Annotated in this window: 22 protein-coding genes; 18 read left to right on the top strand and 4 right to left on the bottom strand. The window is 73.2% G+C overall.

The genetic code is table 11. The annotated features are described in order from the left end of the window. Window positions 1–16: 16 nt before the first annotated feature. On the bottom strand, window positions 17–757 hold the full coding sequence (locus ACWCYY_RS29340; protein ID WP_449797756.1) for a cyclase family protein: 741 nt from the start codon (window positions 755–757) through the stop codon (window positions 17–19). A 250-nt stretch (window positions 758–1,007) separates the two neighbouring features. Here ACWCYY_RS29340 and ACWCYY_RS29335 point away from each other — a divergent pair, with 250 nt between their 5' ends. The 9 genes from ACWCYY_RS29335 (at window position 1,008) to ACWCYY_RS29295 (ending at window position 8,960) form a co-directional block, all read left to right on the top strand. Next, window positions 1,008–2,357, top strand: coding sequence for a condensation domain-containing protein (locus tag ACWCYY_RS29335; RefSeq protein WP_449797755.1), 1,350 nt, complete (start codon window positions 1,008–1,010; stop codon window positions 2,355–2,357). A 58-nt stretch (window positions 2,358–2,415) separates the two neighbouring features. Further along, window positions 2,416–3,021, top strand: coding sequence for a hypothetical protein (locus ACWCYY_RS29330; protein WP_449797754.1), 606 nt, complete (start codon window positions 2,416–2,418; stop codon window positions 3,019–3,021). A gap of 39 nt (window positions 3,022–3,060) precedes the next feature. Then, window positions 3,061–3,378, top strand: a complete 318-nt coding sequence (locus ACWCYY_RS29325; protein ID WP_345278903.1) for an O-methyltransferase — start codon at window positions 3,061–3,063, stop codon at window positions 3,376–3,378. 31 nt (window positions 3,379–3,409) lie between these two features. After that, window positions 3,410–4,057 (top strand): UbiX family flavin prenyltransferase, encoded by a 648-nt coding sequence (locus ACWCYY_RS29320; protein WP_345278902.1) that lies wholly within the window; start codon window positions 3,410–3,412, stop codon window positions 4,055–4,057. Between the two features lie 120 nt (window positions 4,058–4,177). Next, window positions 4,178–4,639: an Lrp/AsnC family transcriptional regulator gene (locus ACWCYY_RS29315; protein ID WP_110672680.1), complete on the top strand. Its 462-nt coding sequence runs from the start codon at window positions 4,178–4,180 to the stop codon at window positions 4,637–4,639. A gap of 4 nt (window positions 4,640–4,643) precedes the next feature. After that, on the top strand, window positions 4,644–5,606 hold the full coding sequence (locus ACWCYY_RS29310; protein WP_345278899.1) for a threonine ammonia-lyase: 963 nt from the start codon (window positions 4,644–4,646) through the stop codon (window positions 5,604–5,606). A gap of 53 nt (window positions 5,607–5,659) precedes the next feature. Continuing rightward, window positions 5,660–6,823 (top strand): aminofutalosine synthase MqnE, encoded by a 1,164-nt coding sequence (mqnE, locus tag ACWCYY_RS29305; RefSeq protein WP_345278898.1) that lies wholly within the window; start codon window positions 5,660–5,662, stop codon window positions 6,821–6,823. Between the two features lie 128 nt (window positions 6,824–6,951). Beyond that, window positions 6,952–7,884, top strand: coding sequence for a L,D-transpeptidase family protein (locus ACWCYY_RS29300; RefSeq protein WP_449797753.1), 933 nt, complete (start codon window positions 6,952–6,954; stop codon window positions 7,882–7,884). Window positions 7,885–8,015: 131 nt separating this feature from the next. Continuing rightward, window positions 8,016–8,960 (top strand): beta-ketoacyl-ACP synthase III, encoded by a 945-nt coding sequence (locus tag ACWCYY_RS29295; RefSeq protein ID WP_345278894.1) that lies wholly within the window; start codon window positions 8,016–8,018, stop codon window positions 8,958–8,960. 211 nt (window positions 8,961–9,171) lie between these two features. Here the strand turns inward: ACWCYY_RS29295 and ACWCYY_RS29290 are convergent, their stop codons facing one another. Beyond that, window positions 9,172–9,813: a TetR family transcriptional regulator gene (locus ACWCYY_RS29290; protein ID WP_345278893.1), complete on the bottom strand. Its 642-nt coding sequence runs from the start codon at window positions 9,811–9,813 to the stop codon at window positions 9,172–9,174. A 384-nt stretch (window positions 9,814–10,197) separates the two neighbouring features. On the opposite strand from ACWCYY_RS29290, the gene ACWCYY_RS29285 reads away from it, so the two are divergent. Together ACWCYY_RS29285 and ACWCYY_RS29280 are read left to right on the top strand one after the other, a co-directional pair. Beyond that, entirely contained in the window at window positions 10,198–12,507 is a 2,310-nt protein-coding gene (locus ACWCYY_RS29285; protein ID WP_449797752.1) for an outer membrane protein assembly factor BamB family protein, read from the top strand. 17 nt (window positions 12,508–12,524) lie between these two features. Then, entirely contained in the window at window positions 12,525–13,151 is a 627-nt protein-coding gene (locus ACWCYY_RS29280; protein WP_449797751.1) for a hypothetical protein, read from the top strand. A gap of 7 nt (window positions 13,152–13,158) precedes the next feature. Here the strand turns inward: ACWCYY_RS29280 and galE are convergent, their stop codons facing one another. Further along, window positions 13,159–14,124: a UDP-glucose 4-epimerase GalE gene (gene galE, locus ACWCYY_RS29275; protein ID WP_449797750.1), complete on the bottom strand. Its 966-nt coding sequence runs from the start codon at window positions 14,122–14,124 to the stop codon at window positions 13,159–13,161. 227 nt (window positions 14,125–14,351) lie between these two features. Between galE and ACWCYY_RS29270 the strand changes: the two genes are divergently transcribed. After that, window positions 14,352–15,410, top strand: coding sequence for a S1C family serine protease (locus ACWCYY_RS29270; protein ID WP_345278956.1), 1,059 nt, complete (start codon window positions 14,352–14,354; stop codon window positions 15,408–15,410). A gap of 73 nt (window positions 15,411–15,483) precedes the next feature. On the opposite strand, the gene ACWCYY_RS29265 is transcribed toward ACWCYY_RS29270, so the two are convergent. Further along, the gene (locus tag ACWCYY_RS29265) at window positions 15,484–16,635 is read right to left on the bottom strand and encodes a sensor histidine kinase (RefSeq protein WP_449797749.1); all 1,152 of its coding nucleotides are present in this window, start codon (window positions 16,633–16,635) and stop codon (window positions 15,484–15,486) included. A 227-nt stretch (window positions 16,636–16,862) separates the two neighbouring features. Between ACWCYY_RS29265 and ACWCYY_RS29260 the strand changes: the two genes are divergently transcribed. The 6 genes from ACWCYY_RS29260 to ACWCYY_RS29235 are packed head-to-tail and all read left to right on the top strand — an operon-like array spanning window position 16,863 to window position 21,189. Then, a complete protein-coding gene (locus ACWCYY_RS29260; protein WP_345278880.1) occupies window positions 16,863–17,270 on the top strand; it encodes an NADH-quinone oxidoreductase subunit A in 408 nt (135 codons plus the stop codon). After that, window positions 17,261–17,875: an NADH-quinone oxidoreductase subunit B gene (locus tag ACWCYY_RS29255; protein WP_345278878.1), complete on the top strand. Its 615-nt coding sequence runs from the start codon at window positions 17,261–17,263 to the stop codon at window positions 17,873–17,875. The genes ACWCYY_RS29260 and ACWCYY_RS29255 overlap by 10 nt, the downstream gene beginning before the upstream one ends. After that, window positions 17,872–19,053: an NADH-quinone oxidoreductase subunit C gene (locus tag ACWCYY_RS29250; RefSeq protein WP_449797748.1), complete on the top strand. Its 1,182-nt coding sequence runs from the start codon at window positions 17,872–17,874 to the stop codon at window positions 19,051–19,053. Before ACWCYY_RS29255 ends, ACWCYY_RS29250 begins: the two co-directional genes overlap by 4 nt. A gap of 11 nt (window positions 19,054–19,064) precedes the next feature. Further along, window positions 19,065–20,009 carry a complex I subunit 1/NuoH family protein gene (locus ACWCYY_RS29245; RefSeq protein WP_345278954.1) on the top strand — a complete coding sequence of 315 codons (945 nt, stop codon included), beginning with the start codon at window positions 19,065–19,067 and terminating at the stop codon, window positions 20,007–20,009. Then, window positions 20,009–20,554, top strand: coding sequence for a NuoI/complex I 23 kDa subunit family protein (locus ACWCYY_RS29240; protein WP_345278874.1), 546 nt, complete (start codon window positions 20,009–20,011; stop codon window positions 20,552–20,554). Before ACWCYY_RS29245 ends, ACWCYY_RS29240 begins: the two co-directional genes overlap by 1 nt. Beyond that, the gene (locus ACWCYY_RS29235; protein WP_449797747.1) at window positions 20,551–21,189 is read left to right on the top strand and encodes an NADH-quinone oxidoreductase subunit J family protein; all 639 of its coding nucleotides are present in this window, start codon (window positions 20,551–20,553) and stop codon (window positions 21,187–21,189) included. Before ACWCYY_RS29240 ends, ACWCYY_RS29235 begins: the two co-directional genes overlap by 4 nt. Window positions 21,190–21,191 lie beyond the last annotated feature (2 nt).

The raw sequence follows: 21,191 nt of genomic DNA, 5'->3' as shown, positions 1-21,191 counted from the left end.
GTCGGGTCGCCCGCGCTCAGCCCAGGCGGGCCACCGCCCGGACCGGGGCGCCGTCGGCGGCGGTGAGGCGGATCGGGAAGAAGGAGACCGCCACCGGGAGGCCGGCGTCCCGGGCCTCCAGCAGCGGGGTGAGGTCGGTCAGGTTCTCGCAGACCACCGCCCCGCCGGGGGCTCCGAGCAGCGCGCGGTGGGCGGCCAGCGATCCGGGCTCCGGCGCCGGGTCGTGCTCGTCGGAGAGGGAGCCCAGCAGGGCCGCCACCGCCGGGTCGGCCGGGGCCGGTTCCGGGGTGAGGTCGATGCTCAGCGCGTCCACCCCGACCGAGCGGATCCCGGCGGCGACCACCGCCCCGGCGGCCTCCGGGGTGAGGTAGGGGTGCGCCAGGTAGTGGTCGGTGCCCCAGTGCCGGGCCCAGCCGGTGGCCAGGAGGAGCACGCTCCCCTCCGCCGCCCCGGCCAGGGCCGGGGCCAGCTGAGCGGCCGTCACCGCGCTGCGCGGCTCCAGCCCGCGCAGGTCGGCCAGCACCGCCGGGCCGGTGAACAGGGCCAGCGGCAGCCCGTCCAGGGTCGGCCAGGTGACGTCCACGTGGTACGGCGCGTCCACGTGCGTCCCGGACTGCGAACCGAGGTGCAGCGCCAGCACGTTGACCCCGTCGGCGGCGGTGGTCAGGGCGGGCCGCACCACCACCTCCGGATCCCCGGGGTAGACCGGCATGCCGGTGGTGACCGGATGGGTGAGGTCGATCAGCGTCGCCGTCATGCCCACCATCCTGGCCCATGGGCGCCGCCCGGGGCGGCGCCGCGCCCTCCCGGATCCCTTGCCCGGCGATCGGGCGGTCGGTAGGTTACCGGGCGAGCCGGACGGGGGTGCGAGCCCCGAATGGTTCGTCAACACCCCTGTGGTGCAGGGCCGTTCGGCTCCAGGTATCCCTCCCGGTCGTCCGCCCGGCACGCGGCGCACTCCAGTCGAGTCACGGGGCGGTGCCTCCCGCCGCCCGGAGGGACGTCCGGTGAAGACCGAAGCCACCACCCAGCGGGTCAGCTGCACCGGGGCCCGCAGCGGCGAGGGCCCCGTCACCTGGGGCCAGTACGCGATCTGGCACGCGCTCCGGGCGATCCGCCCCGGCGACCACGCCTACAACGTCCCGATGGACGGCCCGGTCTCCCCGCCGCTGCCGCTGGAGACGGTCCGTCAGGCCCTCGGCGGGCTGCTGTACGTCCACGACGCCCTCCGCACCCGGGTGGTGGAGACCCCCGGCGGCGAGCTGCGCCAGCAGCTGGACGGTGAGGGCGGCGCCCCGCTGCACCTGAGAGCGGGCACCGCGGAGACCGCCGCCGGGATCGGCGCCGAGCTGCGGCAGGAGCTCTGGGGCCGGGCCTTCGACTACGCGGGCGAGTGGCAGGCCCGGTTCGGCGTGGTCGTGGAGGACGGACTGGTGCACCACCTGGCCGCCGTCTTCTCGCACACCGCCGCCGACGCCTGGGGCCTGCCCCGGCTGATGGAGGACCTGGTCGCGCTCGCCACCGGGGCGAGCCGGGAACAGGTCCGGGAGGCCTCCGCCGCCGAACTCCAGCCGCTGGAACAGGCCGCCGAGCAGCGCTCCGCCCGCGGGCAGCGGCTCGACGCGGCCGCCCGCCGGCACTGGCGCACCGCCGCCGCCGGAGCCCGTGCCCCGAAGGACCCGGCCGCGCTCACCCCCGCCCCCGAGGACCCGCCCTACCGCCGCGCCCACCTGCTCTCCCCGGCCCTGCCGCAGGCCCTGGCGCGGCTCTGCCCGGCCGTCCGGGCCACCCCGCCCACCGTGCTGCTCGCCGCCACCGCGCTGACCGTGGCCGAGTGGGCCGGCACCGGCCGCTGCGGCCTCCAACTGATGGTCAACAACCGCTTCCACAACGGCCTGGCCCGCGCCACCGGCCCGCTCGCGATGGAGGGCTACCTCGCCATCGACACCGAGGGCGCCGACTTCGCCGAACTCCTCGGCCGCACCAAGCGCGCCTCGCTGGCCACCTACCGCAGCGCCTACTACGACAAGAGCGCCCTGGAGGCCGAGCTCGCCCCGTACGCCGAGGATCCGGGCGTGGTCTTCGAGCGCTCCTGCTGGTACAACGACCAGCGCGTCTCCCCCCTCCCCGCCCCGGACCCCTCCTGGGACCCGTCCGCCGCCCCCGCCGCCACCCTCACCTGGCAGCCCGCCACCGACCACGGCGGCCGGGTCAGCTACGTCCTGCACATGGCCGACCAGCCGGGCGGTCTGGAGATCGCGATGACCGCCGACTCCCGCCTGTTCGCCCCGGCCGAGGTGGAGCGCCTGCTGCGCGGCATCGAGCGGACGGTGATCGCCGAGGCCGCCGCGCTGTGACCCTCCTGACGTACCCTCACCCCACACGAACGGATGTGCGGTGGGGGGAGACGTGGGGATGACGGCCGAGCCGGTACCGACGGGCGAGGGAGGGCCGGGAGCGACGGCGCGTCGGAAGACGGTGCGGGCCCTGCTGGGGGCGGTCGGGCTGATGGTGGTGGCCCAGGTGATCGGGAGCATCGCCACCCACCGGGGCGGGCTGGTGCTGATCCAGGAGCTGGACCGGCCGGTGGACTGGGTGGTCGCGGCGGTGGTCGTGCTGACGGCCGCGGCGATGGTCGGCCTGCGGGACGACGGGGCCAGGGCGACGGTGCTGGTGGCCGTCATCGGGCTGGCCTTCTTCAGCATTCCGGCGTACCAGTTCACCCGCTCCGGCTGGAAGCCGACGGAGCGTCACGCGGCGCCCGCCCGCGCCGACCGCCAGTTGGTGGTGGAGGAGGGCCGCGACCTGATCGACCCGCTCTGGATGGTCTACCTGGAGCAGGGCAGCGGCCTCGCCGAACGGCGCTGGCACCTCGGCCGGTTCAACGGCGACTCGGACGACGGCGCCCTGCTGGAGGCCGCCTGGGACGGCCCGGACCGGATCCGGATCCGGACCGGGGACGGCAGGGTCCAGCTGATCGAGCTGGCCCCGGACGGTTCGCCCCGCAGCCGCGCGAAGTGAGGCGCCGACAACGCCGGACGGGCCGCGCCGGCGGCCGAGGTGTTCGCGGAGCTGCCGAACGTCCGGGTGGTGCACGGTGACTGGACCGAGGTCTACCGACACGCCCCGTCCGACCTGCTGGTGCTGGACGGCGGCGGGAACGGCAAGCAGACCGGACCGGCCGACCCGGAGCGGCTGCTGACGGTCGGTGGGGTCCTGGTGGTGGACGACTTCACCCCGAGCACCGAGTGGCCGCCCCGGTACCAGGGCGAGCCGGACACCGCCCGGCTGCACTGGCTGGGCCATCCGGCCCTGCGCGCGGTGGACCTCAGGCTGGCCCCGGACCTGAGCACGGTGGTGGCCACCCGGCTCCGGTGAGCGGCCGGCGCCGGGCTCTAAGGTGCCCGGTATGAGCACAGATCAGCAGAACGTCCGCCGGCCCTGGGTGGTCGGGGTGTCCGGAGCGTCCGGGACGCCGTACGCCGCCTCCGTGATCCGGGCGCTGCTGGGGGCGGGGGAGGCCGTGGACCTGGTGGTGAGCCGGGCGGCGCGGCTCACCATCCTGGACGAGACCGGCATCGCCTTCCGGGACGCGCACTGGCGGGACGACCTGGCCGCGTGGCTGGGGAGCGGGGACCTCGACGGCGTCCGCTACTGGCCGGCGGGCGACTTCGCGGCCGGCCCGTCCAGCGGCTCGTACCCGGCCAAGGGGATGCTGGTGGTGCCGGCCACCACCGGGGCGGTGGCCGGGATCGCGCTCGGTCTGAGCAAGGACCTGCTCCAGCGGGCCGCCAGCGTCACCCTCAAGGAGCGCCGCCCGCTGGTGGTCTGCCTGCGCGAGACCCCGCTCAGCGGGGTGACGCTCCGGCACCTGGTGGAGCTGGACGCCCAGGGCGCCGTGGTGCTGCCGGCCTCGCCGGGCTTCTACGCGGGCGGGTCGACCGCCCGCGAGCTGGTCGATTTCGTCGCCGGGCGGGTGCTGGACGCGGTCGGTGTGCCGCACGCGCTCTACCGGCGTTGGGAGGGAGAGTTGGGCGAGGGTGGGAAGGTCGGGTGAGCGGGCGCCCGATGGGAAGGTATGTTCTCTGAGATATCCGGGTCGATCTGAGCATGTCGCCTTTGAAACCGGATAATGATCTGTGGGTCTGGAGAGGTTCGGAAGGACGCGGGCGGATACATGGACACGGTGGACAGACAGCTCATCCAGGCCCTTCGGGAGAACGGCCGGGCCTCGTACGCCGAACTCGGCCGCCTGGTAGGCCTGTCCGGGCCGAGCGTCACGGACCGGATCAACCGGCTGGAGCAGGCTGGGGTGATCACCGGGTACCGGGCCACCGTCAACCCGGCCTCGCTGGGCTTCGGGGTGACCGCGCTGATCGGCCTCCAGCTGACCGACGCGGCCGACCACGAGGACGTGGCGCACCGGCTGAAGGACCTCGGCGAGGTCGAGGACTGCTGGTTCATCGCGGGTGACGACTCGTACATGCTGAAGGTCCGGGTCTCCGACGTGGAGGGCCTGGAGTCGGTGGTCAAGCGGCTCTCCGGCACCAAGGGGGTGGCCCGCACCAGGACCACCGTGGTGCTCTCCACCAAGTGGGAGAACCGGGTGAGCGAACTGCCTTTGGAATCGGGGGAGTAGAGCGATGGCACTGGTCGGCCTGGAGGAGCTGCGCGCCGCGCAGCAGCGCATCGAGGGAGTGGCGGTGCGCACGCCGCTGCTGCCCGCCCCGTGGGCGGAGGACGGCACGCGCCGGCTCTGGCTCAAGCCGGAGAGCCTCCAGCCGACCGGAGCGTTCAAGCTGCGCGGGGCGTACAACCGCCTCTCCGCGCTGAGCGAGGCGGAGAAGGCCCGCGGCGTGGTCGCCCAGTCCAGCGGCAACCACGCCCAGGCGGTGGCCTACGCCGCCCAACTGCTCGGCATCAAGGCCGTCATCGTGATGCCCGACGTCTCACCCGCCGTCAAGGTCGAGAACACCCGGGCCTTCGGCGCCGAGGTGATCCTGGTCGCCCCCGGCGAGCGGGACACCCTGCCCGCCGAGCTGGCGGAGCGTCACGGGTACGTCTGGGTGCCGCCGTACGACGACCCGTACATCATCGCGGGCCAGGGCACCGTCGGCCTGGAGATCGCCGAGGACGCCCCCGACGAGCTGGACACCGTGCTGGTGCCGGTCAGCGGCGGCGGCCTGATCAGCGGCACCGCCGCCGCGCTCAAGCTGGCCTGCCCGGGCGTGCGGGTGATCGGCGTCGAGCCCGAGCTGGCCGCCGACGCCCAGGCCTCCTTCCGGGCCGGCGAGCGGCTGAGCTGGTCCACCGACCTCACCTACCGGACCATCGCCGACGGGCTGCGCACCCCGAGTGTCGGAGTGCTGCCCTTCGACCACATCCAGGCCTACGTGGACGACATCGTGACCGTCTCCGAGGAGGAGATCCGCTCCACCGTCGCCCTGCTGGCCCGCCGCGGCCGCCTGGTCGCCGAGCCCTCCGGAGCGGTCGCCCCGGCCGCCTACTTCCACCGCGCGGCCGAGCTCGACGGCCGGGTCTTCGCCGCCGTGGTCAGCGGCGGCAACGTCGACCCGGGGCTGCTGGCCGAGCTACTGAGCGCATAGGCGTAGGCTCGTTCCCGGCTTGATAACCGAGGCACGAGGAGGCGGGGCACCGCATGGACGCAGGGCTCAAGCGCGAGCTGGAGGCGAAGGTCTACGCGGGTGAGCGGCTGACCCGCGAGGACGGCATCGCCCTCTACGAGAGCGACGACCTGGCCTGGCTCGGCGGTCTGGCGCACCACGTGCGGACGGTGAAGAACGGCGACGTCGTCCACTTCAACGTCAACCGCCACCTCAACATGACCAACGTCTGCTCCGCCTCCTGCGCGTACTGCTCGTTCCAGCGCAAGCCGGGCGAGAAGGACGCGTACACCATGCGGATCGAGGAGGCGGTGCGGCTCGCGAAGGCGATGGAGGTCGACTCGCTGACCGAGCTCCACATCGTCAACGGCCTGCACCCGACGCTGCCCTGGCGCTACTACCCGCGGAGCCTGCGCGAGCTCAAGGCCGCGCTGCCGAACGTCTCGCTGAAGGCCTTCACCGCCACCGAGATCCACTGGTTCGAGCGGATCAGCGGTCTGACGGCCAGTGAGATCCTGGACGAGCTGATCGACGCCGGCCTGGAGTCGCTCACCGGCGGCGGCGCGGAGATCTTCGACTGGGAGGTCCGCCAGCACATCGTCGACCACGAGACCCACTGGGAGGACTGGTCGCGGATCCACCGCCTGGCGCACGAGAAGGGCCTCAAGACCCCGTGCACCATGCTCTACGGCCACATCGAGGAGCCCCGGCACCGGGTCGACCACGTGCTGCGGCTGCGTGAGCTCCAGGACGAGACCGGCGGCTTCCAGGTCTTCATCCCGCTGCGGTACCAGCACGACTTCCACGACTCCAAGGACGGCGTGGTCCGCAACAAGCTGATGGCCCGTACGGAGATGGCCACCGGCGCCGAGGCGCTGAAGACCTTCGCGGTCTCCCGGCTGCTCTTCGACAACGTCCCGCACGTCAAGGTCTTCTGGGTGATGCACGGCGTCACCACCGCGCAGCTGGCGCTCAGCCACGGCGCCGACGACATGGACGGCTCGGTGGTCGAGTACAAGATCACCCACGACGCGGACAACTTCGGCACCCCGAACAAGCTGGGCCGCGACGACCTGCTCGACCTGATCCGCGACGCCGGCTTCCGCCCGGTGGAGCGCAACACCCGCTACGAGGTCATCCGCGAGTACGAGGGCCCCGACCTGAACCGCCGGGAGACCCCGCAGGCCATGCGCCTCTGACACCTGCGTCACACCGTCCCCCGAGCTCGCCCGAGCCGGGGGACGGCGCGCATCCGAGCGCGTATGCTCACAGGCTCACCACACGCCAAGGGTTCCGTTCCGGCCCGTGGCTTTGGAAGGATCGCCCCATGTCCGGTTCCCATCGCGCCAAACCTCGAGGCGGGGCAGCAGCCCCCACGACCCTGGAGGAGGGCGCGCGGCCGCGCGGACACCGGCGCAAGCCCAAGAAGAAGAGCCACGGCGGCAAGGTCGCGTTCGGCTCCACCGCCTTCCTGCTGGCCGCCGTCTCCGGCTGGTTCACCGTCGGGCCGGGCAACGCCGAGCCCCGGGTGACCGCCGCCGGGGTGCCGGACCGGCCGCTCCCTGACGGTGCGTCGACGACCGCCCCGTCCGCCGACCCGGCGCAGGCCAAGGCCGACCAGCGGGCCGAGCAGCCCGCCGCCAACCGCTCCGACCGGGGCGACGGCACCTTCGACGCGATCCCCGGCATCGGCCCCAAGTTCGCCTCCCAGATCTCCGCCGACACCCGGCAGCTGGTGGTGGCCACCGGCAAGGCGGGCGACGCCACCGAGACCACCGTGGTGCTCTGGACCAGGACCGCCGACAACCGCTGGAAGCCCGGCGCCACCTGGCAGGGCCACAACGCGGCCAAGGGCTGGACCACCGACAAGAAGCAGGGCGACCTGCGCAGCCCGGTCGGCGTCTTCGCCCTGACCGACGCCGGCGGCCGCAAGGCGGACCCGGGCTCCAAGCTGCCCTACGACCAGGACAAGGCCTTCGTGATCGGCGGCACCGGCTTCAACGGCGAGCAGCTGGCCGGCTCCTTCGACTACGTGGTGGCGATCAACTACAACCGGGTGCCCGGCACCTCCCCGCTCTCCACCAAGTACCCGATGGGCGTGGCCAAGGGCGGCGGCATCTGGCTGCACGTGGACCACGGCGGCCCGACCCACGGCTGCATCTCGCTGCCCGAGGCGCAGATGGTCGAACTCATCAAGGCGCTGGACCCGGCCGCCAAGCCGGCCATCGTGATGGCCGACGCGGCCACCATGGCCGCCTGACGGCACCCCGGGGCATCCCCGGACGGAGGCTTGATCCCGGGGGAGTTGTCCAGCCCCTACAGCTTCCGACCTCGTACGTTGTACCGGTGCGCGACCGGGCGACCCGCCGGTAACGCTGTTGAGTGGGTGGTATGACCGCCTCCCGCATCGTGGCGCTCGGCCACTACCAGCCGCCCAAGGTCCTCTCCAACGACGACCTGGCGACGCTGGTCGACACCGACGACGAGTGGATCCGCTCCCGGGTCGGGATCCGCACCCGCCACATCGCGGAGGACGAGACCCTCGTCGACCTCGCCACCGAGGCCGCCCAGAAGGCGCTGGCCAACAGCGGTCTGATGGCCGACCAGATCGACCTGGTGGTGGTCGCCACCTGCACCGCCACCGAGCGCAGCCCGTACACCGCCGCCGCGGTGGCCGCCCGCCTCGGCGTGAAGAGCCCGGCCGCGTACGACATCAACACCGTCTGCTCCGGCTTCTCCTACGCGCTGGCCACCGCCGACCACGCGATCCGGGCCGGCTCCGCCACCCGGGCGCTGGTGATCGGCGCCGAGCGGATGTCCGACACCATCGACTGGTCCGACCGCACCACCTGCGTGATCTTCGCGGACGGGGCCGGGGCCGCGGTGCTGGAGGCCGTCCCGGACGAGCGGGCGGGCGTCGGCCCGGTGCTCTGGGGATCGGAACCGGACAAGGGCGACGCGGTGGTCATCACCGGCTGGGACCCGACGATCAGTCAGCAGGGCCAGACCGTCTTCCGCTGGGCCACCACCCAGCTCGCCCCGCTGGCCCGGCAGGCCTGTGCCAAGGCCGGGCTGGAGCCGTCCGAGCTGCGCGGCTTCGTGGCCCACCAGGCCAACCTGCGGATCATCGACGCCATCGCCGCCAAGCTCGGCCTCGCCGAGGACGCGGTGGTGGCCCGGGACGTGGTCGAGTCCGGCAACACCTCGGCCGCCTCCATCCCGCTGGCGCTCTCCAAGCTGGTCGAGCGCGGCGAGCTGCGCAGCGGCGATCCGGTGCTGCTGTTCGGCTTCGGCGGCGGGCTGGCCTACGCCGGCCAGGTGGTCCGCTGCCCCTGACGCCCCCTCGGCGTCCACACCCCCCCCATGGACTCCCGGGACGCACCCCCGGGACGGCGAAGGACCCCGGGCCCTCACGGGCCCGGGGTCCTTCGCGTTGGTCGGGCGTGCTGCGCGGTGTGGCGGTCGGCCAACCTCCCCCGAGGACACGGCCGGCGTCCGGCACGTCCCGGACAGGAAACCGGGACGGAGCACGCGTGGACGGGGTGGTTTACTTCGGCGGCTTCTTACCGGTGACGCCCAGGTAGACCTGGAGCGCCAGCGTGGGCTTGAGGTCCTTGGCCTTCACTCCCCAGGAGGTGAAGGCCTTGGCGTGCTCGGCCGCCGAGGCGAGCAGCGAGACCAGGGCCCCGGAGAGTCCGGAGGCGTCGACCGACCTGTCGGTCTTCCCCTGGTTCGCCGAGATGGCCTCGGCGAGGGGCCCGGCCACCGAGTTGAGGACCTTCATGCGGATCTTGAAGAACCGCTTGTCCCCTTCGGCCGCACCGAGAGTGACGACTCGGAGAATGGCATCGTTCTTGCGCCAGAAGGCGAGAAAACCCTCCACCAGGTCTTCCGACGTGGTGACACCGGTCTTTCCCGCCCAGGACTTTCCATCGACGAGCTCCTTGAGCTCGACGCTGTCCTCGGCCATTTCCTCGGCGATTTCGAGGACTGCGCCCTCGACGTCCGGGAAGTACTGGTAGAAGGTCGCGGGGGAGGTGCCTGCCATCCGGGCGACGTCGATGACCTTGACGTCCCGGTACGGAGACGTGCTGAGCATCTCGCGGAGGCAGTCGAGCAGCTTCTGCCGCGTCTCCTGTCCGCGTCGCCCGGCGACGCGACCGTCGACGGTGCGAACTTGTCCTGTCATGCCGTCAGCTTACCGTGGCAAGATCTTGGCGCGATTCGGTGATGCGACTATTAGCCCGCCCGGGTTGATGGATATTCAGCTCCGGATGCCCGCGACCGTTCCCCCCCGTGAGCTGACGGGACCCCAGCGTGACGGGTCGTCGGCTGAGGCTCCGTCGGGTGGCGCAGAGTGACCGTAGTGGAGCCTGCTGTTCCGATTTCTGGCCCCTCGGCGGCCGGTCGGCCACCGCCGTCCGTCGGTCCGTCAGATCCCGTCCGGGAAGGCCGGAACCCGCCCCGGACGGGGCTGCGGCGGGGGAGATTGGATCAGGCGGGGCGGGCATTGGAGAATCGGGGGCGTCGCGCCCCCGACCGGGTGGCGGCAGGACGGGGAGGTGGCTGCGGAGTGGACCAGCTTTCGGCGCACGATCCGAGGCGGATCGGGCCCTTCGAGGTGCTCGGGCGGCTCGGCGCGGGCGGGATGGGTCTGGTCTACCTGGCACGCTCCGCCTCGGGCCGCCGGGTGGCGATCAAGACGGTGCGGGCGGAACTGGCCGAGGACGACCTGTTCCGGGTCCGGTTCGCCCGGGAGATCGCGGCGGCCAAGACGGTCGGCGGCTTCTACACCGCCGCCGTGGTGGACGCCGACGCCGACGCGCGGGTGCCCTGGCTGGCCACCGCGTACGTCCCGGCGCCCTCCCTGGAGGACCTGGTCGCCCACTGCGGGCCGCTGCCGGTGGACGCCGTCCGCTGGCTGATCGCGGGCATCGCCGAGGCCCTGCAGTCCATCCACGCGGCCGGGCTGGTCCACCGCGACCTCAAGCCCTCCAACGTGCTGGTGGTCGAGGACGGCCCGCGGGTGATCGACTTCGGCATCGCCGCCGGGGTCTCCAGCTCCCGCCTCACCATGACCAACGTCGCGGTCGGCACCCCCGCCTACATGTCGCCGGAGCAGGCCAAGGACAGCCGCAGCGTGACCGGCGCCAGCGACGTCTACTCGCTCGGCTCGCTGCTGGTTTTCTGCGCCACCGGCCACGCCCCCTACCGGGGCGCCAACCCGGTCGAGACCGTCTTCCAACTGCTGCGCGACCAGGCCGACCTGACCGGCCTTCCGGCCGAGCTGCACGACCTGGTCCGGGCCTGCATGCGGCAGGAGGCCGACCAGCGCCCGACCCCGGCCCAGATCCAGGCCGAGCTGGCCCCGCACCTGTTCTCGCGGGACGACGCGGCCGGGGAGGCGGGGGACTGGCTGCCCGTCAACGCGATCGACCTGATCGAGCAGAAGCGCAACCGGCGGCCCACCCCGCCGCCGCCCGTCCCGCAGCCCCAGCCCCAGCCCCAGCCGCACCCCCAGCCGCACGGGCAGCCCCAGCCGCAGGGGCAGCCGTACGAGCGGGCGACCGAGAAGATCGCGGGACGTCCGCCGCAGGGCGTCCCCGGCCAGGGGGCTCCGGACCACGGCGCGCCGGCCCAGGGGGCCGTCCGGCTGGCCGGGGCGGCGGTGCCGATAGGGCCCGGCCCCCGGGCCGAGGCGGCGCCCGGCGGCATGGCCGGACCGGGCACCGACTGGGTGCGCCGCGCGACGCCCGCAGGGGCCGGGCAGCCCGCCGAGGCCGAGCCGCCGGCTCCGCGCTGGCGTCCCTGGCGGTTCCGGATGTCCAACGACGTCTGGGGCACCCCGGTGGTCGCCGAGGGCACCCTGTTCGTCTCCAGCTTCGAGGTGCACGCCCTCGACATCGGCTCCGGCCAGCGCCGCTACAAGACCCGCGACGTGGCCTGGGCGCTCGCCGTGGACTCCGGCCGGGTGCACGCCGCCGACGGCCCGCACCTGTACACCGTGGACGTCCGGGACGGCACGGAGCGCTGGCGCAACTCGCTGGACGGCTGGATCTACTCCCTGGACGCCGCCGACGGCGTGCTCTGCTGCGGTGTCAGGGGCGGTGGCGTCCAGCTCCGTTCGGCCGCCAGCGGGGCCGAGCTCTGGCGCGCCGACGACGCCCAGCAGGACTACGAGAACCCGCAGTCCGGTCCGGCCCTGGTGGCCGGGGCGATGTACTACCACGGCGGCGGACGGCTGCGCTGCGTCGACCCGCGCGGCGGCGGCATCCGCTGGGCCATCCCGGTCGGCGAGGGCGTGCCCTCCCGCCCGGTCGAGCACGCCGGCACCCTCTACCTGACCTCCGGCACCCGGGTCTTCGCCCTGGACGCGGCCACCGGTGCCGAGCGCTGGCGGTTCGAGGCCGCCGTGGTGCTCTTCACCCCGCCCGCGGTGGACAACGGCGCGGTCTACGTCGCCGACTACCTCGGCACCGTCTACTCGCTGGACGCCGCCACCGGCCGCGACCGCTGGCGCGGGCGCACCGGCAGCCGCCAGGGCGCCGAGCCCGTGGTGGTCGCGGGCGGCACCGCCCTGGTCGGCGCGGGGGACACCCTGCACGCCTTCGACACCGCCTCCGGCCACGAGCGCTGGCGCTACCGCGCCCGGGGCGACCTGGTGGGCACCCCGGCCGTCGCCGACGGCCTGGTCCACCTCGGCAGCCGGGACCACTCCCTGCACACCCTGGACCTGAGCACCGGTCAGCTCCGCTGGGAGCTCGGCACCAAGGGCGAGCTCACCGGCTCCCCGGTGGCCGTCGGGGGGAGGGTCTTCGTCGGCTCCAAGGACCGGTGCGTCTACGCTCTGGACGCGTTCTACGGCACGGCCGTACCGAACTGACGGGGCGGAGCGGGGGGATGACGGAGATGGAGACGGCGTCGAAGGTCTCGGAGCCCAAGGCCTCGAAGCCCAAGGCCTCGAAGCCCAAGGTCTCGGAGCCGAAGGCCACGGAGCCCAAGGTCTCGGAGCCGAAGGCGACGGAGCCCAAGGCTTCGAAGTCGAAGGCCTGGACGAGACTGGAGCTCCCGGACCTGGCCGAGCAGCTGGAACAGGCGGCGCACCGGCGGCGGCGTCGGCGTGACCGCCGGCGGCAGGGGTGGGCACTGGGCTGCGTCGGGGTGGCCCTGCTGCCGGTGCTGGCGGCCGGTGGCGCGGTGGTGGCCTCCGCCGCGCGGGAACGGAACGCGAAGACCCGGGCGGTGGCGGAGGCGGACCGGGCGGCCGAGGCGTTCGTCGCCTCGGTCGCGGGCCTGGACTACACCCAGGGCGTGCCGAAGGACAGCCTGGCGTCCGCGGCGGCCGCCGGAAAGGTCAAGCTGAGCGACGTCCGGCCCGGGCCGGGCTGGTCGGTCGAGGTGCGGCTGCGGGTGGAGCGGGGTTACACCTCGTCGCCGGTACCGATGCACCTGACCGCCAAGCGCTGCTACCGCCTGGTGCTGGGCGTCCAGGGCCCGCCCCCGGCCCTCGTCGGATCGGACTGCTGAGCCCGCGTCAGCCGCGGCGCCGCCAGGCCTCCCAGGCCGAGGTGATCATCGAGTCCAGGTCGTGGGCGGCCTTCCAGCCGAGCTCACGGTGGATCAGTTCGGCGGAGGCGACCACGCTGGCCGGGTCCCCGGCGCGGCGCGGGGCGATCTCCGGCGGGGTGTCGAGGCCGGTGATCCGGGCGATCGCGGCGACCATCTCCAGCACCGAGACGCCCTCGCCCCGGCCGATGTTGAGGGTGAGCGCGAGCCGCTCCTCGGCGGCCTCCAGGCGCTCGACGGCGGCCAGGTGGGCGGAGGCGATGTCCGCGACGTGGATGTAGTCGCGCACGCAGCTGCCGTCGGGGGTGGCGTAGTCGTCGCCGAAGACCAGCGGGGCCCGACCGGACGTCAGCCGCTGGAGCACCATCGGCACCAGGTTGGAGACCCCGTCGTCGGCCAGCTCCGGGGCGGCCGTGCCGGCCACGTTGAAGTAGCGCAGCGAGACGGTGGACAGGCCGTGGGCACGGCCGACGGCCCGCACCATCCACTCGCCGGCCAGCTTGCTCTCGCCGTACGGGTTCATCGGGTCGCAGGGGGTGGCCTCGGTGACCAGGTCCACGTCCGGCATGCCGTAGACGGCGGCCGAGGAGGAGAACAGCACGTGCCGCAGGCCGCCGTCCACGGCCGCCTCCAGCACGGTCTGCAGGCCCGTGAGGTTCTCCCGGTAGTAGCGCAGCGGCTGCTCGACCGACTCGCCGACCGCCTTCTTGGCCGCGACGTGCACCACGCCGGTGACCCCGTGCTCCCGGATCACCGCGTCCAGCGCCGCCCGGTCCAGCGTGGAGCCGACCACCAGCGGCACGCCCTCGGGCAGCCGGGACGGGGAGCCGCTGCTCAGGTCGTCCAGCACGACCACCCGCCGCCCGGTCGCGACCAGCTCCCGCACGACGTGTCCGCCGATGTAACCGGCTCCGCCGGTGATCAACCAGGTCATGTCCGAGAGCCTATGCCGCCGACGCACCGCTCCGGGAGCGGCGGCTGACAGCGCGTCGGTTCGGGATATCGGGACATAAAGGTGCAATCCTGCCAAAGCTGCCCAGGCCCGACGGCAGTCGCCCGCGCACGGAACCGGAGGAATCCCAGGTGCACCCCAAGAAGGAACCCACCCGCCCGATCCCGGCCGGCCCCCGCCCCACCGGGCCCCGGCTGCTGCTCCCCGGGATGGCCCTGCTGGCGGCCGTCGCCCTGGTCAGCGGCTGCACCAGCAGCAGTTCCTCCTCGTCCTCCTCGTCCTCCGCATCCTCCTCCGCGTCGTCCTCCGCCTCCTCCACGGCGGCCGCGCCGTCGAGCTCCAACTCGCTCCAGGACGACTACCAGAAGGTGATCGCCAACGTGCTGCCCTCGGTGGTGCAGATCACCACCGGCACCGGGCTCGGCTCCGGCATCGTCTACGACGACAAGGGCCACGTCGTCACCAACGCCCACGTGGTCGGCACCGCCAAGACCTTCACCGTCACCCTGGCCAACAGCAGCAAGGCGCTCGACGCCACCCTGGTCGCCAGCTACCCCGAGTCCGACCTCGCCGTCATCAAGCTCACCAACCCGCCGAGCGGCCTCAAGCCCGCCACCTTCGGCGATTCCGGCAAGGTCGAGGTCGGCCAGATCACCCTCGCCATGGGCAGCCCGCTCGGCCTCTCCTCCTCCGTCACCCAGGGCATCGTCTCGGCCACCGGCCGGACCGTCTCCGAGCCCAAGGGCGGCGACTCCCCGGGCGCCACCATCGGCAACATGGTGCAGACCTCGGCCGCCATCAACCCCGGCAACAGCGGCGGCGCCCTGGTCAACCTCTCCAGCCAGGTGATCGGCATCAACACCCTCGCCGCCACCGACCCCGACATGAACGGCAGCGCCGCCCCCGGCATCGGCTTCGCCATCCCGGCCGCCACCATCACCAGCATCGCCGACCAGCTCATCAAGGACGGCAAGGTCACCAACTCCGGCCGCGCCGCCCTCGGCATCACCGCCCGCACCTACTTCGACGCGGACTTCCGCCCCGCGGGCGTCGTCATCGCCTCCGTCACCGCCGGCGGCCCCGCCGCCAACGCCGGCCTCCAGCCCGGCGACGTCATCACCAAGCTCGGCGACACCCCCATCACCACCATGAACAGCCTCACCACCGCCCTCGCCGCCCTCCAACCCGGCGCCAAGGTCCCCGTCACCTACCAGCGCGACGGCAAGACCACCACCACCGACGTCACCCTCGGCACCCTCCAGGGCTGACACCCCCTCAAGACCCCGGGCCCGGCAGCCCCACACCCGCGCAAGGGCAGGCCTGCCGGGCCCGGTCACGTCGTCAGGGCCGGTGGGTACGGGTGTGCCAGGGGAGTTCGACGGTGATGGTGGTGGGGCCGCCGGTGGGGCTGTCGATGAGGAGGAGGCCGTCGACGGCGGTGACGCGGTCGGTGAGGCCGGCCAGGCCGGAGTTGGGGTGGGGGGTGGCGCCGCCGTGGCCGTCGTCCTTGACCTGGAGGATGAGGCGGTCGTCGGAGCGCCAGGCCTCGACGGTGGCGGTGGTGGCGCGGGCGTGCTTGGAGATGTTGGTGAGCAGCTCGCTGACGGTGAAGTAGGCGATGCCCTCGACGGCGGAGGCCGGGCGGTCGGGGAGGTCGACGTGGACGGTGACGCCGCCGGGGACGGTGCAGCGGGCGGCGACGGCGGAGAGGGCGGCGTCCAGGCCTCGGTCGGTGAGGACGGCGGGGTGGATGCCGCGGGCGAGGTCGCGGAGCTCCTGGAGGGCGAGCTTCACCTCGCCGTGGGCGGCGTCGACCATGACGGCCGCGGCGGCGGGATCTTCGGTGAGCTTCTCCTTGGCCAGGCCGAGGTCCATGGCGAGGGCGACCAGGCGGGCCTGGGCGCCGTCGTGGAGGTCGCGCTCGATGCGGCGCAGGTCGGCGGCGGCGGTGTCGACGACCACGCCCCGGTCGTCCTCCAGTTCGCGGACCCGCTCGGAGAGCGCGCTCGGCATCAGCAGACTGTCCGTCAGGACCCGGTCGGTGGCGAAGAGGAAGCGCATCGCCCAGGGCAGGATCGGCCAGCCCACGACCAGCAGGAGCAGGGTGAGGGCGAAGGAGAGGACGCCCCAGGGGACCATCACCAGGCAGTAGAGGGCGGAGCGCCAGGACAGCGAGTCGGTGATCTGGGCGGTGACCCGGCCGGCCATCCCGGGCCGGGTGAGCTGCGGCGGTGTGGCGACCACCGGGGGCGTGCCGAGCACCAGGGCGGAGCGGCGCCGGCCGAGCGCACCGAGCGAGCGGCTGACGCCGAGGCCGAAGGCGAGCAGCGGCAGGCCGATGACGGTGATGGAGAGGCCGAGCCCGGCGACCAGCAGCACCGCGGTGACGGCGAACCCGAGGACCCCCACCGGCAGGTTGAGCAGCAGGTGCTGGACCTGGCGCCACATCAGCTTGCCGTACAGCGGGGGGCGGAGGTTCTGGTTCTCCTTCATCACGTGCCCAAGCCTCTCAGTAGGTCTTCCTGGTCGAGCATCGCGGGTCGGGCGGGCCGGAGGCCATGAGGGCTGTGGGTGTCCACAGGGTGGGGATATCCCCACCCCCTCCTGTCCATCCGGTGTCTTGCAGGTCGGGCACGGTCTGGCGGTAGGGGGCGGTGCACATAGACTCACGCTCTGACATTGCTGGGACGCGTGAGTAGTAGAAGAAGAGAGGCGGACGCATGGAGGGGCAGTTGGCCGCTGCCGACCCTGCTGCGGGAGCCGGCTATTTCGACGCCTACGCGGCCGTCGGCCTGCTCGCCGTGGTCGGCGCGCTGTTCGTCGCGGTCTCGTTCACGGTGAACCGCCTGCTCCGGCCGGTGGTCCACTCGCCGGAGAAGCTGCTCGCCTACGAGTGCGGCGTCGACCCGGTGGGCGAGGGCTGGGCGCACACCCAGGTCCGCTACTACGTCTACGCGTTCCTCTACGTCATCTTCGCGGTGGACGCGATCTACCTCTTCCCGTGGGCGACGGTCTTCGCTGACCCCGGGTACGGCGCGGCCACCCTGATCGAGATGTTCGTCTTCATCGGCTTCCTGGCGGTCGGTCTGCTGTACGCCTGGAAGAAGGGCGTTCTGGAATGGACCTGAGCCACAACCACGGCGGTCCGGTGCCCCTGGGCATCCCGGACCCGGCCAACCCCGGTGCGGTGGAGGTCCGCAAGGTCGGCCCGCTGGCCCGGCTGGCGCCGGACCCGGTCAAGGTGGTGCTCAACTGGGGCCGCCGGTACAGCCTCTGGTGCTTCAACTTCGGACTGGCCTGCTGCGCCATCGAGTTCATCGCGGCCTCGATGGCCAAGCACGACTTCATCCGGATGGGCGTGATCCCGTTCGCCCCCGGCCCGCGTCAGGCCGACCTGATGATCGTCTCCGGCACCGTCACCGACAAGATGGCCCCGGCCGTCAAGCGGCTCTACGAGCAGATGCCCGAGCCGAAGTACGTCATCTCCTTCGGCGCCTGCGCCAACTCCGGCGGCCCGTACTGGGACTCGTACTCCGTCACCAAGGGCGTGGACCAGATCATCCCGGTCGACGTCTACGTGCCCGGCTGCCCGCCGCGGCCGGAGGCGCTGCTCCAGGGCATCCTCAAGCTCCAGGAGAAGATCGCGGCCGAGTCGCTGCCGCAGCGGTACGCGGCGCCGGACGCCGCCCTGCGCCGCCCGCTGGTGGCCGGCCCGGAGGCTGAGCAGAAGTGACGCACCCCCAGATCACCGCCGAGAACGCCACCGAGGTGTTCGGCGAGTGGGCCACCGCCGCCGAGGCGTACCAGCTGCTGACGGTGGACGTGCCCGCCGAGCGCTGGATCGAGGCGCTCACCACCACCCGCGACGTGCTCGGTCTCGCCTTCTTCGACTGGCTGAGCGCCGTGGACGAACTGGCCGACGGCTTCTCCGTCGCCGCCCACCTCGCCGACGCGGGGTCGGGGCCGGTCCGCCACCTGCTGCTGCGCACCCGCGTGCCGCGGGACGCCGCCGTGCTGCCCACCGCCATCGGCGTGTACGCGGGCGCGGGCTGGCACGAGCGGGAGACGGCCGAGATGTTCGGCATCGACTTCACCGGGCACCCGCACCTGATCACCCTGCTGCTGCCGGACGGCTTCGAGGGCCACCCGCTGCGCAAGGAGTTCGCGCTCGCGGCCCGGGTCGCCAAGGCCTGGCCCGGCGCGAAGGAGCCCGGCGAGAGCGAGGGCGACGGCCCGGCCCGGCGCAAGATGCAGCCGGCCGGCGTGCCGGACCCGAACGAGTGGGGCCCGCTCAAGGGCACCCTGCCGCCCGTCGCCGAACGCCCCGCCCGGGCCGCCCGTACGCCGCGCGCCGCCGCCGGTGCGGCGGGTGCCGCCGCCGAGGGTGCGGAGGCACGTCCGCGCCGGACCCGCTCCATCAGCGACGGTTCGGTCAGCCAGGCGGGAGAGGGCGCACCAGCCACCGAGGCCGCACCGCGTCCGCGCCGGACCAGGTCGATCAGCGACGGCTCGGTGAGCCAGACCGCCGACACCCCGCCGACCGAGGCACCGTCACGTCCGGCCCCCCGCTCCTCGGACGCCCCGTGGCACAACCCGGCCCCGTCCACCGACCAGCCGGCCGCCGCCCCGACCCGCCCCGCACCCCCGGCCCCGCCGGTCAGCGGCGGCCCGGGCGCCCCGGCCGTCCCCGCGACGCCGACGCCCAAGCCGGAGCCCGCTGCCGTGCCGAAGCCGGAGGCCGGAGCGGCTCCCTCACCGGAGGCGGCCGCACAGCCTGAGCCCGCGTCAGCGGCCCAGCCGCAGGCGGAGCCCGCCCCCGCGCCGGAGGCGAAGCCCGCCGTCGAGCCCGAGCCCGCTGCAGAGCCCAAGCCCGCCGCCGAGTCCGGCCCGCAGGAAGGAGAGGGCGCGTGAGCCTCCTCGAGATGCTGCTGCGCTGCGTCGCGGTGCTGGTGGTCTTCCTGGTCGCCCCGCTGGTGATCGGTCAGACCGAGCACAAGGTGATGGCGCACATGCAGGGCCGCCTCGGCCCGATGTACGCGGGTGGCTTCCACGGCTGGGCCCAGCTGGTGGCCGACGGCGTGAAGTTCGTGCAGAAGGAGGACGTGGTCCCGGCCGACGCCGACCGCCGCGTCTTCCAGCTCGCACCGGCCGTCGCACTCCTGCCGTACCTGATCGTGCTCCTCGTCATCCCGGTCGGCCCGGACGGCTTCGTCGGCCAGACCGTCGACGCGGGCATCTTCTTCGTGCTCGCGGTGATGGGCGTCGGCGTGCTCGGCTCCCTGATGGCGGGCTGGGCCTCGGCCAACAAGTTCTCCCTGCTCGGGGGGCTCCGCACCGCCGCCCAGCTGATGGCGTACGAGCTGCCGATGCTGCTCGCCGCCGCCTCCGTGGCGATGGCGGCCGGCACCCTCTCGCTCCCCGGGATCCTGGAGGGGTTCCAGTGGTGGTGGGTGCCGTGGCAGATCACCGGCGCCTTCGTCTTCTTCGTCGCGGGCCTCGCCGAGCTCCAGCGGCCGCCGTTCGACATGCCGGTGGCCGACTCCGAGATCATCTTCGGCGCGTACACCGAGTACACCGGCATCCGCTTCGCGTTCTTCCTGCTCTCGGAGTACGCGGGCATCCTGGTCGTCTCCGCGCTCACCGCCGTCCTCTTCCTGGGCGGCTGGCACGGCCCGTTCGAGGACCAGCTCGGCTGGCTCTGGACGATCGTCAAGACCTTCGCCCTCGCCCTGGTGGTGATCTGGCTGCGCGTCACCTGGCCCCGCCTGCGCGAGGACCAGCTGATGAAGTTCGCCTGGACCACGCTGATCCCGCTGGCCCTGGCCCAGCTCGCGCTGACCGGCATCGTGAAGGTGGCGATCCAGTAATGAAGCTTCCCGGTTCCGGCCTGGCCAAGGGCCTCGCCGTCACGCTCCGCACGATGACGAAGAAGACCGTCACCGCGCAGTACCCGGACGTCCAGCCCGAGCTCGCCCCCCGCACCCGCGGGGTGATCGCGCTGCTGGAGGAGAACTGCACGGTCTGCATGCTCTGCGCCCGCGAGTGCCCGGACTGGTGCATCTACATCGACTCCCACAAGGAGACGCTGCCCGCCGCCGACCCGAACGCCCGCGCCCGCACCCGCAACGTGCTGGACCGCTTCGCGATCGACTTCTCGCTCTGCATGTACTGCGGGATCTGCATCGAGGTCTGCCCCTTCGACGCGCTGTTCTGGTCCCCGGAGTTCGAGTACGCGGAGACCGACATCCTGGAGCTCACCCACGAGAAGGAGCGCCTGCGCGAGTGGATGTGGACGGTGCCCGCACCGCCCGCGCTCGACCCGGCGGCCGAGGAGCCCAAGGAGATCGCGATGGCCCGCAAGGCCGCCGAGAAGGCGGCGGCAGCGCTCGCCAAGGAGGCTGACGACCAGTGAGCCCGCTCTCGACCGCCGTCGGCTCGCTGGAGCCGGCCACCCGTTCCTTCCTCTCCCCGACCGGGGCGGAGATCGTCTTCCTGCTGGTCGGCGTCGCCGTGCTGGGTGCGGCGGTGCTCACCGTGACCACCCGTCAGCTGGTGCACGCCGCGCTCTGGCTGGTGGTCGCGCTCGGCGGCCTGGCCGTGGAGTTCCTGCTCCTCACCGCCGAGTTCATCGCCTGGGTGCAGGTGCTGATCTACCTGGGCTCGGTGGTGGTCCTCGTCCTCTTCGGGCTGATGCTGACCAAGGCCCCGATCGGCCGCTCCCCGGACGCCGACTCGGGCAACCGCTGGGCCGCCCTCGCGGTCGGCCTCGGCTCCGCCGCCGTGCTGGTGACCCTGGTGGTGGACGCGTTCCGCACCACCTGGATCGACCTGGGCGCGGGCGGCGGCAGAGCCCGGGCCACCGGCCAGTACCTGTTCCGGCACTGGGTGCTGCCCTTCGAGGCGCTCTCGGTGCTGCTGCTGGCCGCGCTGGTCGGCGCCATCGTGCTCTCCCGCAGCAAGGGCGGCGGCAGGCCCAGGCCCCGCCCCGGCAAGCTGCGGGCCGGCAAGGCGACCAGCGCCAAGGCGACCACCCCGAAGGAGCACTGACG

The organism is Kitasatospora sp. NPDC001664 (assembly GCF_053596675.1).
The sequence above is the reverse complement of the archived record's forward strand: the minus strand, read 5'-3'. Positions and strand labels throughout refer to the sequence as shown.